The sequence below is a fragment of the Reyranella sp. genome (genome assembly GCF_036558665.1).
In the GTDB taxonomy this organism is placed as follows: domain Bacteria; phylum Pseudomonadota; class Alphaproteobacteria; order Reyranellales; family Reyranellaceae; genus Reyranella.
Genome location: NZ_DATBFE010000073.1, coordinates 66,695 through 80,018 on the forward strand (window position 1 = coordinate 66,695; position 13,324 = coordinate 80,018).

Here is a 13,324-nt window from a genome sequence, read left to right on the forward strand (position 1 = left end):
GGCCTCCGTTCAGATGCCGTAGACGATGGACATGGTCTCGGCGACGCAGGCGGGCCGCTCCTGTCCCTCGATCTCGATCGTCATCTGGTTGGTGAGCCGCACGCCGCCACCGGCCACTGCATCCGCGGCGAGGAGTTTGGCTCGGGCGCGCACGCGCGAGCCAGCCGGGACAGGGCTCGTGAAACGCACCTTGTTGCAGCCGTAGTTGATGCCGTTGCGCACGTTGTTGATGTGCGAGATCTGGTGGTTGAGCATGGGAATGAGCGACAGTGTCAGAAAGCCGTGGGCGATCGTCTTGCCGCCCGGCATGTCCTTCCTGGCGCGCTCCACGTCCACATGGATCCATTGATGGTCGCCGGTCGCATCGGCGAAGCGGTTGATCCGGTCCTGCGTTATCTCAACCCAGTCGCTGACCCCGATCTCCTGGCCCACATACTTGTGCATGTCGTTGGGGTGGGCGAATTCCCGCTTTGCCATCTTCTCCTACCTCGGCACTCTTCATTCCTTGGGCGTGCAACATACCACAGGATAGCTGGCTTGGGCCAAATTCCAGCTCGAAGGGCGGCCTCTGGTACGACAATTCTCGGCCGAACCCTAGCCCGGAGATCGGCCTATCGGGTGCCAATTGTAGCGCCGAGGTCCCATTTGTATCGTCGTCCGCTTGCCCGCATTCTGCGAGCCGCAAGAATGCCAGAAGGAGGTGCGCTGATGGCGTACGAAACGATCCTCTACGAAGTCCGGGATCGCATCTGCACCGTAACACTCAACCGTCCCGACAAGCTCAACGCCTGGACGCGCCAGATGCATCTCGACCTCAAGGAAGCCATGCAAACCGCGGGGGCAGATCGGGATGTGCGCGTCATCATCCTGACCGGCGCGGGCCGCGGCTTCTGCGCCGGCGCCGACATGGGCGGCCTGCAGGCCATCGGAGCGGGTGCCGCGGCCGGCCCTGATCGCACATCCAGCGTCAGCCACGCCCTCCCCGGTGCCAGCGAGCTTGCCGATTTCCGCATGACCTATTCGTACTTTCCGGCGATTCCCAAGTTCATCGTCGCTGCCATCAACGGCCCGGCGGCAGGCCTGGGTTTCGTGATCCCGCTCTATGCCGACCTGCGCTTCGCGGCCGAATCGGCGGTGTTCACGACCGCCTTCGCCCAGCGCGGCCTGATTGCCGAGCACGGGGTGAGCTGGCTGCTGCCACGGCTCGTCGGCCTGCCGGCGGCGCTCGATCTTCTCTGCTCCGCTCGCAAATTCCGCGCCGCGGAGGCTCTCTCCCTGGGGCTGGTGAGCCGCGTCATCCCCGACGACAAGCTGATCGAGGAGACGCGCGCCTATGCCCGATTGATGGCGGATACCGTCTCGCCGCGGTCGGTTGCCGTAATGAAACGGCAGCTCTGGGAGGCTCAGTTCCAGAGCCTCGCTGAGGCCACCGTGCAGGCCAACCATGAGATGGAGCTCTCGTTCCGGACCGCTGACTTCAAGGAAGGCGTCACCCATTTTCTCGAGAAGCGCGCGGCGCGATTTACCGGAAGCTGACGGCCACCGTCACGGTCGGCTACACCTTCTCGGTTTCGCTGGCCCGCGGCTGCCAGGTCATGAGACGGGCTTCGATCATGCCGACGGCGGCATCGAGCACCAGAGCAAAGACGGTCAGGACGAGAATGCCGGCAAAAACAGTATTGACGTCGAAGGTTCCCTCGGCCTGCAGGATCAGGTAGCCGACGCCTCGCGCGGACCCCAGATATTCGCCGACCACGGCACCCACAAAGGCCAGCCCCACGGCGTTGTGCAGGCTCGCAAACACCCAGCTCATGGCCGACGGCAGGTAGATCGACCGTAGGAGCTGGCGCGGCGAGGCACCCAGCATCCGGGCATTGGCGATCAGCGTTGGACTCACTTCGCGCACGCCTTGATAGACGTTGAAGAAGACGACGAAGAACACCAGCGTGACGCCCAGCGCCACCTTCGACCAGATGCCGAGCCCGAACCACACCGCGAAGATGGGCGCCAGCACCACGCGGGGCATCGAGTTGAAGCCCTTGATGTAGGGATCCATTACGGCCGACGCGGTGCGCGAGAGGGCCAGCCAGAGCCCGATGGCAAGGCCGAATACGGAACCGATGACGAAGCCCAGCGCCGTCTCCAGGAGCGTGATCCAGAGATGAGCGAAGATTTCGCCCGAACTGAACCATTCGACGATCACCTGGAACACCTTCTGCGGCTCGCCGAAGAAAAAGGCGGCGCGGTTGTCCTGCTCGAAATAGAAGTTCGGCACCAACCCCGGCTTGGTAAGGAGGTACCAGACGGCGATCAGCAGCGCGAGAATCAGGACCTGCAGGGCGCGCAATCGCATGATCAGGCGGCCTTCTGCCGTTCGTAGGCCTTCAATACCTCGTCCTTCATGGCCCCCCAGATCTCGCGGTGCAGCGCCAGGAATGCCGGCGTCATGCGGATCTCCGACACGTCGCGCGGCCGCGGGAGATCGATCTTGAAGTCACCGATCGGGCGTGTGCCGGGGCCGGCCGACAAGACGACCACCCGGTCCGACAGCGCAATCGCCTCCTCGAGATCGTGGGTAATGAACAATACCGACTTGCGGTCGTCCGCCCACAGCGCCAGCAGCTCGTTCTCCATCAGCTGGCGCGTCTGAACGTCGAGGGCGGAGAACGGCTCGTCCATTAGCAGGATATCAGGCCGCATGATGAGCGTCTGCGCGAGCGCGAGCCGCTTGCGCATGCCACCCGACATCTGGTGCGGATAGCGATCGCCGAAGCCCGCCAGCCCGACACGGCGCAACCACGCATCGCCCTGCTGGCGTGCCTCGGCCCGCGGCACGCCGCGGAAGTCGAGGCCGGCGACGACGTTCTCGATCCCGGTCCGCCAGGGCATCAGGGCATCGGCCTGGAACATGTAGCCGGCTCGCCGGTTGACGCCCTGCGCCGCCTGCAGCCGTTCGCCGAATATGCTCACCACTCCGGCCGACGGCGCCAGCAGGCCAGCCGCCACGTTGAGCAAGGTCGACTTGCCACAGCCGGTCGGCCCGACGACCGACACGAACTCGCCCTCGCCCACGCGCAAGGTCGCGTTCTCGACCGCCGTGTAGGGCGCACCGCCGTCACGGCCGGCAAAGCGGCAGGTGATGTCGTCCAGCGCCAGCGCCGGCGTCGCGCTCATCGATGCCGCTTGCCTAGGCGTGCTTCTTGGCGCGCTGCGCGAACTCGTTGGTCCACGTGTCCTCGAGCTTGATCTTGTCCTTGACGGCAGCGATCTTGGGATCGCCTTCGGCCAGGAACTTCAGGCAATTGGCCGGGCCTTCAGGCGGCATGATGCCATCGGGCGAGATCGTCTCGCGCACATTGGCAAATGCCTTCTCGTAGATCGCCTTGTCGCCCAGCAGATAGGCTGGCGGCACCGTGTCAGCGACTTCCGACGGCTTGGCGGTCTGCAACCATTCGTCGGCGCGAACGATCGCCGTCGCCAGCGCCTGCGCCGTATTCGGCGTCTTGGTCAGAAAGCCGGGCTGACAGTAGAGGCACGCTGCCGGCATGGCACCGCCGAACAGCTCCTTGTTGCCCTTCATCGTGCGGGTATCGACGACGATCTTCACTTCGCCCTTTTCCTGCAGGATGGTGAGCGCGGGATCGGCCTGCGATATGCCGTCGACGGACTTGTTCTCGATCGCCGCGACCACCGACGCGCCGGCGCCGACGCCGATCACCGAGAAATCCGTGGCCTTGAGTCCGCCCTTGGCCGCCCAGTTCGCGACCAGCATGTGCGTCTGCGATCCCGGCGCGCTGACGCCGAACTTCATGCCCTTGATGTCGGCGGGACCTTTCACCTTGTCGGCCACGTCGGTTCGCATGCCGATGGCGAGCTGCATGCCGCGCCCGATCAGCGCGAAGCCCTTGATCGCCTGGCCACGCTGCTGCATGCGGATCGTATGTTCGTAGGCGCCGGCGACGACGTCGGCGCTGCCGCCCATCAGGGCCTCGAGCGACTTGGCACCGCCCTGGAAGTCGTTGATCTCGACATCGAGACCGGCGTCCTTGAAGAAGCCCTTCTTCTCCGCGATCGTGAGCGACAGATAGTACAGCGCCGACTTGCCGCCGACAGCCAGGACCACCTTCGATTTTTCGGGCTTGCCCTGGGCGCGCGCGACATGGGGCGCGGCGACAGTGCCGACAAGAAGCGCGGGCGCGGCGGCCAGCACCGAGCGGCGCCGCATATCCAGCTTGGTCATTCGCTTTCCTCCCATCAAGGATCGGCGGGAGATTGCCGCAAGCGCAAGGGCGCTGCAACACGACCCTTCGTCGCGTCAGCTGAACTGTCGTTCGTTCCACCATGGGAAATAGGACGGCATGCCGGTCGTCACCCTCATCGGGAAACGCGCCGTTCGCTTCTCGAGGAAGGCGGTTACGCCTTCCTTCACGTCGGCGGACTTGCCGCGTTCGTAGATCCCCTTCGAATCGACCTTGTGTGCCTCCATGGGGTGGTCCGCCCCCAGCATCTTCCAGATCATCTGTCGATTGAGCGCGACCGACACGGGCGCCGTGTTGTCGGCGATCTCGCGCGCCAGCGCATAGGCCGCGGGCAAGAGCTCGCCCGGCCTGTGAATGGAGCGCACAAGGCGGCCGCGCAACGCTTCCTCGGCGGGAAAGACGCGACCCGTCATGACCCATTCCAGCGCTTGCTGCGGGCCCACGAGGCGGGGCAGAAACCAGCTCGAACAGGCCTCCATGACGATCGCGCGGCGGGTGAAGACGAAACCGTAGCGCGCCGCTTCGGAGGCGAGCCGCACATCCATCGCAAGCTGCATGGTGACGCCGACCCCGACCGCCGGCCCGTTGCATGCCGCGATGGTGGGCTTGAGCGAGTCGTAAAGCCGCAGCGTGAAGAGGCCGCCGCCGTCGCGATGGCCGTCCAGGCCGGGATCGACCGGCCCGCGATTTCGCGCATCGAAGGTACCGGCGCCGCCCGAGAGATCGGCGCCGGCGCAGAAGCCGCGCCCGGCGCCGGTGAAAACGATCGCGCGCACGTCGTCGTCGCGGTCGGCCCGGTCCATCGCATCGAGGAGCTCGGAAAGCATCTTGCCGGTGAAGGCGTTGAGCTTGTCCGGGCGATTCAGCGTGACGGTGAGAATGCCGTCCTCGACGCCATACTTGATCTGCTCGTAGGTCACGCCTCTCTCCTCATCCCTGGTTGATGAGCACCACACCGCCCATGATCAGGACGATACCGCCGATCTGCCTGACGCCGAAGGGTTCGCCGAAGAACAAGTGTCCGAGCACGGCGACGATCGCGTATGACAGCGATACGCTGGGAAACGCCACCGATACCGGCAGCTTGCGCAGCGCGATGATGTAGAGAAAGGCTGCCGATCCGTACAAAGCCAGGCCGCAGAGCGTCGACGGACGCAGAAGCTGGCTGAAGAAGTCCGGCGCGTCGGCACCCTGCTTCAAAAGAATCTGGCCGGCGATGCCGGCCAGGATGCCGACGGCCAGCGCCACGTAGGAAACCAACATCGTTTACAACTCCGATTGAGAAGCCTGGCGGTGCGGCTGCCCGGCGGCCTTCGTGTCCACCGGCGGACGCTCGACCTCGAGCCCGCCGCCCGCCTCGGCCGGCTTGCGCCGGAAGACCTCGCGCACGAGGTATTGCGGCTTGCGGTTCACGGCGAGGAACATGCGGCCGAGATATTCGCCGATCAGCCCCACCACCACGAGCTGCACACCGGCAAGCACGAGCACGGCGACCATCAGCGAGGCCCAGCCCTGCGGCGGCTTCCTGTCGGAAATCGCCTCGGCGAAGACGATGACTGCGGTGAGTGCGCCCAGCGTGCCGAAGGCAATGCCGAACAGGGTGGCGAACCTGAGCGGGATCACCGAGAAATTGGAGAACATCGAGAGCCACAGCCGGAACAGCCGCGGCAACGTATAGTTCGAGCGCCCCTCGACGCGTGCCAGATGCTCGACCTGCAGGCGACCGACGTTTTGGGTGATCTGGAAAACAAGGCCATCGACGTACGGATAGGGGCCCTCGTAGCTCGCCACGATATGGTCGCGGACGAAGGCCGACAGGCAACGAAAGCTCGACAGATAAAGGCCCGACGGCTTGTCGATCAACCGGTCGGCGCACCAGTTGGTAAAGCGACTGCCGAGGTTGCGCCAGACGGCATGCTTCTTCTCGTCATAGTAGGTGTAGACGGCGTCGTAACGGCCGTCGCGCGCATACTCGAACACCCGCTTCACTTCGCCCGGCGGATTCTGCAGGTCGTCGTCCATCGTGATCGTGAAATCGCCGCATGCGCGGGCGAGCCCGGCCATGACGGCGTTATGCTCGCCATAGTTCCGGCTGAGACTGAGCACGATGACCGGCGGTCCGGGTTCGGCGGCAAGCTGCTTGCAGACATCGAGGCTGTTGTCCGGACTGCCGTCGACCACGAGCACGATCTCGAGCCCGCCCGGAATGTCGAGCGCGCGCAACGCGCCCACCAGCTCGCCGACCGTGGCCGCCCCGTTGTAGACCGGCACGACGATCGAAAGCGCCGGCGCGTCAGCCATCGCGGACCGCCACGAGAATCAGCGAGCCCCCGAACGGAAGGCGCACGCCGCATCGGATCGCGGTGCGCTCGACGGCCAGTGCCGCGGAGAACAGCGCGTCCTGCCAGCGTGGGAAATCGCGCACGTCGCTTTCGGCGTCGTTCCTTTCGATCAGTCTGTGCAAGAGCATCAGGGGAAACAGCAGGGTATTCCAGTAGGTCGAGAGCAGGATGCGAAAGCCATGGCGAGCGACCATCGCACGCGCCTCGCCACTGGTGAAGCGCCGGACATTGTGCACGCGCTTGTCGTGCGCCGACAACAGCCACGAGTAGGCTGGCAAATTGAAGACGGCGACGCCCTGCGGCACGAGGCAACGATGGGCCTCGTCGATTGCAGCCGCAGGTTCCACGCCGGCATGGCAAAGCACGTCGAGCGAGAGATAGGCGGCGATGACAGCATCGCCCAGCGGCATCCCGTTGACTGTCCCGGCGACGATGGGCCGTTGCGTCTTGGCGATGGCAAGCGCGGCCGCGTTGAGATCGTATTCGAGGCCGACCGTGGTGCGGCCGGCAACGCTGGCCCCGAGCCGCGCGAGCATCCCTCCGGTGCCGCATCCCGCGTCCAACACGCATCCCCGAGCCTCGGAGCGTTCGAGAGCCCGGCGAAGCAGATCGGCGACGAGGAGACGCAGGCCGCGATACCACCACATGCGATCTTCCACCGCATGCATTCGCTCGTATTCTGCCTGCTCCACGCGCCGCCCGCTCCCGCTTGTCGCTCCGGCCTCTCCTTATGATATCTTCGCCGCGCCTTGCCAACCGCTGTGACCAAGCCCCCTCTGCACGCGCCGCGCATCGAGCGACTCCTCATGGTGCCGCTGTTCGCACTGCCGATCCTGTGGCTGGCCGGCTACTTCTTTCCTCCGATCAATCACGATGTCGGCGCCATCCTCGCCGTCTCGGGCCGCTGGATCGACGGGCAGAAGCTCTACGTCGACGTGATCGACGAGAACCTGCCGCTGACCTTCATCGTCCATGCCGTGCCGGTGCTGACGGCCAAGGTTCTCCCCGGCGACGTGCCGTTCTGGTTCACGGCCTGGATGGTGGCCGGCATCTTCGCGTCCTTCTTCGCCTGCCGACGCCTGGTCCGCCTCGTGCCGTCGGCGGATCACGCCCTGACCGAAGGCTTGTTGCCGCCGGTGCTGCTGTTCCTGTTCACCGTGCTGCCCAACGAGCATTTCGGGCAGCGTGAGCACATCATGTTCGTGGCAAGCGCGCCGTATCTCTTCGCCTCGATGGCACGCGCGGAGGGTGTGTCGAGTTCGCGAGGCACGGCGATCGCGATCGGCCTCGTGGCCGGCGTGGCCTTCGCCCTCAAGCCTTATTTCCTCGCGATACCGGCATCGGTCGAACTCTACCTGCTGATCCGGCGCGGCTGGCGGGCGACGCTCGGTGACGAGATACCCTGGTCGATTCTGGCGGTCGCCGTGATCCACCTCGTCCTGATGTATACGGTGTTCTCGGCTTACGGCCGCTTCGTGATGCCGCTTGCCGTCGAGGCCTATTCACCGATCGGCGATGCCGGGTGGTGGCAGATCCTGACCGGCAACGTGATGGCGCCGACGCTGATTGCGCTTCTGATCTTCGGCGCCTTCGCCGTGTTTCTCACGCGCACGCTCGCCGCGCGTGCGCTGGTCGCATTCGGCATCGGTGCCGCCGTCTCGGCCATCGCGCAGGCGAAGGGGTGGCCCTATCACCTGCTGCCGGCGCTGTCGGTGGCAATCCTGCTGGCGGCGCTCACCATCTCGCAGACGGTCGACCGCTATCTGCCGATCAGCCGCAGCGGCCACCGATTGCCGGTGTCGGTGATCTCTGCGACCCTCATGGTGCTGCTTTACTTCCAGGCGGCGCTCTACACACCGCCCTTCTTCAAGCAACGCCAGTACGAGGACTCGGTCGGCGGAATCCTGCGCCACATCGTCGAGCAGAATGCGCCACACCGCACGATCCTGACCTTGTCACCCGGCATCTATCCCTTCTGGCCGATGCTCAACTACGTCCACGGCCGGATGACCATGCGCTTCCTGACGATGTGGGTGCTGCAGGGAGTCTACGCCACCTGCGAAGACTTCCCCGCGCTCTACAATCCGCCCGATACGATGTCGGATTCGGAGAAGTTCGTATACGACGCCGTCTCGCAGGATTTCGCCGCCGGCAAGCCCGATCTTCTGATCGTCGACACCATTCCCGGCATGCCCCGTTGTCAGGGCAAGGTCTTCGACTACCTCGAATACTTCCGGCAGAACAACACGTTCGCGGACGCCTTCGCGCACTACGAGCACCTGATGGACTTCGACCGGTATCGGATCTACCGGCGCAGGAAGCGCTGACGCGCTGTCAGGGTTCGTCCCATTTGCCCAGCACCTTCGCTCGCACCGCTTCCGGGATCTTGTCGATCTCCGGTACCTTGAAGACGCCGGAAGCGACGAGAACGACCTCGCTGCCGCACACTAGGTCGCAACTGCAGAAGCAGAAGTTGAGCGTGCGGCGGGCAATGCGCGCCGTTCCCTCGAGCCATTGGCCCAGCCGCGCACCGCGCACGAACTCGGTGCTGAGCGATACCGTCGGATGCGGCCAGCGGATGCCGGTAGCGTGGCCCGATCCGGCGCCCATCACCATGTCGGCGACCGTGACGAGCAGACCGCCATGCGCCCACCCCATGGGATTGCCATGGCGCGGCTCGAGCGGCAGGCCGACCCTCAGCCCTTCGCCCTCGGCCTTGCACCAGAGCGGGCCGATCAGCCCGATGAAGTCGTCGGTGACGGCGAGCTTGCGGAAACCTTCGGGGACGAGGGTATGCGTCATGTCGGCAATCCGTTCAGGGAAGCGGCCAGGCGATCGAGCGCGGTGCGCACGGCGGGAGCGAACGGGACGCTGCGACCGGTCTCCTCGTTCAGCGACACCATGACCGCCTTGAGCACGGCGGTGCAGTTTTCTTCGTCATCGAACAGGGCATGGCCGACGAGGCATTTGCGGTCATGCGCCTCGATCAGCCGCGCGCAGGCGGTGGCGGTGCCGGGATAGAACATCTGACGTCTGAAATCGATCTCCAGGCGGCCGACGACGAGACGGAAGGGCGGCAAGCCGGCACGCACGATCGCCCGCAGGTAGGAGACCCGCGAACTCTCCAGGAGCTGCAGGAAAGCGCCGTTATTGATGTGGCCGTTGGCATCGACGTCGGCGAAGCGCAGACGCTCGGAAGTCGCGAAGCCATAGATGCCGCGATCGGCGAGATCGAACACCATGAGGCCTAGCGCTCCGCGAATTCGAGGGTGAGGCCGGCGGCTAGCCCGGGTGGAACCAGAAGTCGCTCCGAATCGGGCTTCAGCAGCGCCACGTCGCGCTTGCGCAAAAGCGCCTCGCAATCGGCGAGATTCTCGACCCGCAACCGCAGCAGGGCCGGATGATCGTCCGGCCGCACCGGCACGATGCCGGGATAACGGGCGGCATAGGCGTCTCGTGTCAGGTAACGGATCGGCTGTGTGCCGGTATCGACCGCAAGCCCCTCGCCTTCGCCCCTGACTGCATCGGCGCCAAAATACCTCTGGAGCTCGCCGATCCAGCTGACGGGCTGCTCGGCGATCACCGTGACGCCGAGGATGCCACGCGCGCCGTTCGGATGGCTGGCCCACTCGTGGCGGTAGACGAACTGCGGCGTGAGGTGCTGGCAGACAAAGAAGCCGACCACCGGCATGTGCGACTTGGGAACCCGCACCGTCATGAATCGCGCGTGCTCGGTTCTTCCCCCGATCTCGACGGCACGGTCGAAGGAAAGCGGCGCGTCGGGCTGCAATCCCGCAGCCCGGAAGGCGTTGTACGCGAGATCCGCGCCGTCGGTCGCCAGCGCCACATTGGCGAGGCCCCCGCCGCCCCTGAGCCAGGCGCGCCGCTCGGCATTGAACTCGGTGTCCTCGACGATGCCCAGAATCTCGAAATAATCGCGCTCGAAGATCATCAAATGGTTGGCGGTGCCGAGCTTCCTGTGAAAGCCGCGCGGCTGAACCTGGAAGCCCAGGCGTTCGTAGGCCGCCTGTGCCGCATCGATACCGTCCACCATGACGACCACATGGTCGAGGCCCCTTACCGCCCGCTTCATTCCGGCCGCCGCCGGATCAGGTTGATGCCTTTGGCCGTCATGACGAGCTCGCCCTTCTGGTTGACGGCGCGCCAGCTCTCGTGAATGACGCCGAGCTCCGGCTTGCTCCGGGACGGCACCTTGGCCGCGCACTCGATCCAGGCAGTGAGGGTATCGCCCGGTCTCACCGGCTTCAGCCAACGGATCTCGTCGACGCCCGGGGAGCCGAGCGCCGTGCGCTTGTCGAGGTAATTGTCGACGAGGAGGCGCATCAGCTTGGCGCAGATCTGCCAGCCCGACGCGATGAGGCCGCCGAACACCGAGTCCCTGGCGGCACCAGTATCGACGTGGAAATACTGCGGATCGTAGTGTCGCGCGAAGTCGACAATCTCCTGCTCGGTGAAACTTGTCGAGCCCAGCGGGTATTTCCTGCCGACCTCGTAGTCGTCCCAATAGCGCGGGGCGTTGAGCGGTGCATCCATCGGGAGCGCAAGATGCGGTCGGACGGTCAGTCTGACAAGGCCTGCCCGAACCGCTTGGCGATCTCTTCCAGCATCACCTCCGACGCACCGCCGCCGATCGCCTGGACGCGCACATCGCGCGCCATGCGCTCGATCGCGCTTTCGCGCACGAAGCCCATGCCGCCGTGGAACTGCACGCAATCGTACAACACCTCGTTCACAAGATCGCCGGCCAACGCCTTCACCATCGACACCTGCGCCACGCAGTCGGTGCCCTGGGCATCGAGCCAGGCAGTGTGATGCACGAGCTGGCGCGCCGCCTCCACCTCGGCCAGCCGACGTGCCAACCGCTGGCGGATCGCCTGCTTCTCCCACAAGGGCGCCCCGAAGGCGGTGCGCTGGCTCACATGGTCGAAGGTCAGGCGGATCGCCTCGCGCGCTTCCGCCATCGCCATCGCACCGATCACCAGCCGCTCGGTCTGGAAGTTAGCCATGATCGAATAGAAGCCGCGATTCTCCCCGCCGAGCACGTTTTCCGCCGGAACGCGGCAATCCTCGAACACGAGTTCGGCTGTATCCGAGCTGCGCCAACCGGTCTTGTCGAGCGCGCGGCCGACCCGAAAGCCGGGCATTCCCTTCTCCACGATGAACATGGTGAGGGCGCGGCTGCCCTTGGCCTCCGCGTCGGTGCGGGCGGCGACGAAATAGAGATCGCCGTGGACCCCGTTGGTTATGAACATCTTGGAGCCATTCAGCACATAGGCGTCGCCGTCGCGCGCAGCCCTGGTGCGGATGCCCGCGACGTCGGAACCGGCGGCCGGCTCGGTGACCGCGACCGCCGTAATCGTTGTGCCGGCAAGAACGCCCGGCAGATACTTGTCGAGCTGCCGCTTGCTGCCGAAGCGGACGAGATGCGGGCTTGCCATGTCGGTGTGGACGAGCACGGTGATGGCGAACCCGCCGTGGGTCGATCGGCCCACCTCCTCGGCGAGGACGACGGACGCCCGGGCATCGAGCCCCGCGCCGCCGAGTGCCTCGGGGACGCGCAGCGAGAAGAAACCAAGCTTCCCCATCTCCTGCAGCACCGCCCGCGGCACGAACCCTGCCTGCTCCCATTTCGGCCCCTCCGGCCTCACCCTGTGGTCGACGAAGCGGCGCAGCTGGGCCCGGATCAGGTCGTGCTCCTCGGTGAAAATGGGACTGTCCATGGGTTCAGATCTGCTCTTGACGCAATTGCGAGTGCCTCTTATCTTCTCTGTGCGAGTAAGTCGCAACTGCATAGGTCCTGCACAGAAAGACGCGCGCCAGAATGTATATCTGTGTCTGCCGAGCCATTCGAGACCGTGATGTCGAAGCTGCCGTCCGGGCCGGAGCCCGGCGCCCGGTGGATGTATTCCGGGCTGCGGGCTACAGCCCGCAATGTGGCGGATGCGCCTCCGACATGCGCAAGCGGATCGACCAAACGATCGCCACCGAACAGGCCGCTCCGCAGACCCTGCTTGCCGCCGACTGACGCCTGACGGCGCGCCGGACGTCAGTCCGGTTCCTTGCCTTCGCTGATCTGGGTCTGCAGGTAGTTCTGCTCGCCGACCTTCTCCAATAGCGCAAGTTCGGTCTCGAGGAAGTCGATATGGGATTCGGCATCCTCCAGGATATCGACCGCGATCTCGCGGCTGACATAGTCCTGGCCCGCCTCGCAGGCGGCGGCCGCTGACACCAGATCCGTCCGCGCCCCAGTCTCCAGCCTCAGGTCGGCATTGAGGCATTCGGCGACGGTCTCGCCGACGCCGAGCCGGCCAAGATCCTGAAGATTGGGCAAACCTTCGAGCAACAGAATGCGCTGGATCAGGCGATCGGCGTGCTTCATCTCGCCGATCGACTCGTCGTAGATCTTTTTGGCCAGCCGCTCGAACCCCCAGTGCTTCATCATCCGGGCATGCAGGAAATACTGATTGATGGCGGTGAGCTCGTTCTTCAGGAGCTTGTTCAGTTCACCGATGATCTGCGGGTTGCCCCTCATGACAGACCTCCCGAGGAATGCATCTCTTTAGACACCGACCGCCGCGGGCAATGCAACCGAAGAGCGCGCGATTGAGAACCGTTCGCCCGGAAATTCGCCAACGCCACAGATTTCGCGGCGCGCCCGCCTGCGAAAATGAGACGCAACAATAAATGCAGGGGAACGTTTCA

Annotated in this window: 17 protein-coding genes; 3 read left to right on the plus strand and 14 right to left on the minus strand. The window is 65.1% G+C overall.

Going from position 1 to position 13,324, the window contains the following annotated elements:
• Positions 1-9: 9 nt before the first annotated feature.
• Positions 10-477, minus strand: coding sequence for a MaoC family dehydratase (locus VH499_RS12055; RefSeq protein WP_332052978.1), 468 nt, complete (start codon positions 475-477; stop codon positions 10-12).
• 231 nt (positions 478-708) lie between these two features.
• Here VH499_RS12055 and VH499_RS12060 point away from each other — a divergent pair, with 231 nt between their 5' ends.
• The gene (locus VH499_RS12060; protein WP_332052979.1) at positions 709-1,536 is read left to right on the plus strand and encodes an enoyl-CoA hydratase; all 828 of its coding nucleotides are present in this window, start codon (positions 709-711) and stop codon (positions 1,534-1,536) included.
• 19 nt (positions 1,537-1,555) lie between these two features.
• Here VH499_RS12060 and VH499_RS12065 read toward each other — a convergent pair whose 3' ends face one another.
• The 7 genes from VH499_RS12065 to VH499_RS12095 all read right to left on the minus strand — a co-directional run bounded on the left by VH499_RS12065 (position 1,556) and on the right by VH499_RS12095 (position 7,269).
• Positions 1,556-2,353, minus strand: a complete 798-nt coding sequence (locus VH499_RS12065; RefSeq protein WP_332052980.1) for an ABC transporter permease — start codon at positions 2,351-2,353, stop codon at positions 1,556-1,558.
• A 2-nt stretch (positions 2,354-2,355) separates the two neighbouring features.
• Positions 2,356-3,174 (minus strand): ABC transporter ATP-binding protein, encoded by an 819-nt coding sequence (locus VH499_RS12070; protein WP_332052981.1) that lies wholly within the window; start codon positions 3,172-3,174, stop codon positions 2,356-2,358.
• 13 nt (positions 3,175-3,187) lie between these two features.
• A complete protein-coding gene (locus VH499_RS12075; protein ID WP_332052982.1) occupies positions 3,188-4,240 on the minus strand; it encodes an ABC transporter substrate-binding protein in 1,053 nt (350 codons plus the stop codon).
• A 75-nt stretch (positions 4,241-4,315) separates the two neighbouring features.
• On the minus strand, positions 4,316-5,179 hold the full coding sequence (locus VH499_RS12080) for a crotonase/enoyl-CoA hydratase family protein (protein WP_332052983.1): 864 nt from the start codon (positions 5,177-5,179) through the stop codon (positions 4,316-4,318).
• Between the two features lie 10 nt (positions 5,180-5,189).
• Entirely contained in the window at positions 5,190-5,507 is a 318-nt protein-coding gene (locus tag VH499_RS12085) for a DMT family transporter (RefSeq protein WP_332052984.1), read from the minus strand.
• 18 nt (positions 5,508-5,525) lie between these two features.
• Positions 5,526-6,560 carry a glycosyltransferase family 2 protein gene (locus VH499_RS12090; RefSeq protein ID WP_332052985.1) on the minus strand — a complete coding sequence of 345 codons (1,035 nt, stop codon included), beginning with the start codon at positions 6,558-6,560 and terminating at the stop codon, positions 5,526-5,528.
• Entirely contained in the window at positions 6,553-7,269 is a 717-nt protein-coding gene (locus VH499_RS12095) for a class I SAM-dependent methyltransferase (RefSeq protein ID WP_332052986.1), read from the minus strand. Before VH499_RS12095 ends, VH499_RS12090 begins: the two co-directional genes overlap by 8 nt.
• An 81-nt stretch (positions 7,270-7,350) precedes the next feature.
• Between VH499_RS12095 and VH499_RS12100 the strand changes: the two genes are divergently transcribed.
• Entirely contained in the window at positions 7,351-8,928 is a 1,578-nt protein-coding gene (locus VH499_RS12100) for a hypothetical protein (RefSeq protein WP_332052987.1), read from the plus strand.
• 7 nt (positions 8,929-8,935) lie between these two features.
• On the opposite strand, the gene VH499_RS12105 is transcribed toward VH499_RS12100, so the two are convergent.
• The 5 genes from VH499_RS12105 to VH499_RS12125 are packed head-to-tail and all read right to left on the minus strand — an operon-like array spanning position 8,936 to position 12,342.
• Entirely contained in the window at positions 8,936-9,403 is a 468-nt protein-coding gene (locus VH499_RS12105) for a PaaI family thioesterase (RefSeq protein ID WP_332052988.1), read from the minus strand.
• Positions 9,400-9,843: an acyl-CoA thioesterase gene (locus VH499_RS12110; protein ID WP_332052989.1), complete on the minus strand. Its 444-nt coding sequence runs from the start codon at positions 9,841-9,843 to the stop codon at positions 9,400-9,402. The genes VH499_RS12105 and VH499_RS12110 overlap by 4 nt, the downstream gene beginning before the upstream one ends.
• A 5-nt stretch (positions 9,844-9,848) precedes the next feature.
• Positions 9,849-10,694, minus strand: a complete 846-nt coding sequence (locus VH499_RS12115; protein ID WP_332052990.1) for a VOC family protein — start codon at positions 10,692-10,694, stop codon at positions 9,849-9,851.
• Positions 10,691-11,155, minus strand: a complete 465-nt coding sequence (locus VH499_RS12120) for a MaoC family dehydratase (protein WP_332052991.1) — start codon at positions 11,153-11,155, stop codon at positions 10,691-10,693. The genes VH499_RS12115 and VH499_RS12120 overlap by 4 nt, the downstream gene beginning before the upstream one ends.
• Positions 11,156-11,181: 26 nt before the next feature.
• Positions 11,182-12,342, minus strand: coding sequence for an acyl-CoA dehydrogenase family protein (locus VH499_RS12125; RefSeq protein ID WP_332052992.1), 1,161 nt, complete (start codon positions 12,340-12,342; stop codon positions 11,182-11,184).
• A 101-nt stretch (positions 12,343-12,443) separates the two neighbouring features.
• Here VH499_RS12125 and VH499_RS26145 point away from each other — a divergent pair, with 101 nt between their 5' ends.
• Positions 12,444-12,647 carry a (2Fe-2S)-binding protein gene (locus tag VH499_RS26145; RefSeq protein WP_414709777.1) on the plus strand — a complete coding sequence of 68 codons (204 nt, stop codon included), beginning with the start codon at positions 12,444-12,446 and terminating at the stop codon, positions 12,645-12,647.
• A 21-nt stretch (positions 12,648-12,668) separates the two neighbouring features.
• Here VH499_RS26145 and bfr read toward each other — a convergent pair whose 3' ends face one another.
• Positions 12,669-13,154: a bacterioferritin gene (gene bfr / locus VH499_RS12130; protein WP_332052993.1), complete on the minus strand. Its 486-nt coding sequence runs from the start codon at positions 13,152-13,154 to the stop codon at positions 12,669-12,671.
• Positions 13,155-13,324 lie beyond the last annotated feature (170 nt).

Excerpts from the sequence above, each read along its gene's own strand:
- VH499_RS12065 (WP_332052980.1), bottom strand. The coding sequence starts at position 2,353 with ATGCGATTGCGCGCCCTGCAGGTCCTGATTCTCGCGCTGCTGATCGCC.
- VH499_RS12115 (WP_332052990.1), bottom strand. The coding sequence starts at position 10,694 with ATGAAGCGGGCGGTAAGGGGCCTCGACCATGTGGTCGTCATGGTGGAC.
- VH499_RS12110 (WP_332052989.1), bottom strand. The coding sequence starts at position 9,843 with ATGGTGTTCGATCTCGCCGATCGCGGCATCTATGGCTTCGCGACTTCC.
- VH499_RS12055 (WP_332052978.1), bottom strand. The coding sequence starts at position 477 with ATGGCAAAGCGGGAATTCGCCCACCCCAACGACATGCACAAGTATGTG.
- VH499_RS12075 (WP_332052982.1), bottom strand. The coding sequence starts at position 4,240 with ATGACCAAGCTGGATATGCGGCGCCGCTCGGTGCTGGCCGCCGCGCCC.
- VH499_RS26145 (WP_414709777.1), top strand. The coding sequence starts at position 12,444 with ATGTATATCTGTGTCTGCCGAGCCATTCGAGACCGTGATGTCGAAGCT.
- VH499_RS12105 (WP_332052988.1), bottom strand. The coding sequence starts at position 9,403 with ATGACGCATACCCTCGTCCCCGAAGGTTTCCGCAAGCTCGCCGTCACC.
- VH499_RS12125 (WP_332052992.1), bottom strand. The coding sequence starts at position 12,342 with ATGGACAGTCCCATTTTCACCGAGGAGCACGACCTGATCCGGGCCCAG.
- VH499_RS12120 (WP_332052991.1), bottom strand. The coding sequence starts at position 11,155 with ATGGATGCACCGCTCAACGCCCCGCGCTATTGGGACGACTACGAGGTC.
- VH499_RS12070 (WP_332052981.1), bottom strand. The coding sequence starts at position 3,174 with ATGAGCGCGACGCCGGCGCTGGCGCTGGACGACATCACCTGCCGCTTT.
- VH499_RS12060 (WP_332052979.1), top strand. The coding sequence starts at position 709 with ATGGCGTACGAAACGATCCTCTACGAAGTCCGGGATCGCATCTGCACC.
- bfr (WP_332052993.1), bottom strand. The coding sequence starts at position 13,154 with ATGAGGGGCAACCCGCAGATCATCGGTGAACTGAACAAGCTCCTGAAG.
- VH499_RS12090 (WP_332052985.1), bottom strand. The coding sequence starts at position 6,560 with ATGGCTGACGCGCCGGCGCTTTCGATCGTCGTGCCGGTCTACAACGGG.
- VH499_RS12095 (WP_332052986.1), bottom strand. The coding sequence starts at position 7,269 with ATGCATGCGGTGGAAGATCGCATGTGGTGGTATCGCGGCCTGCGTCTC.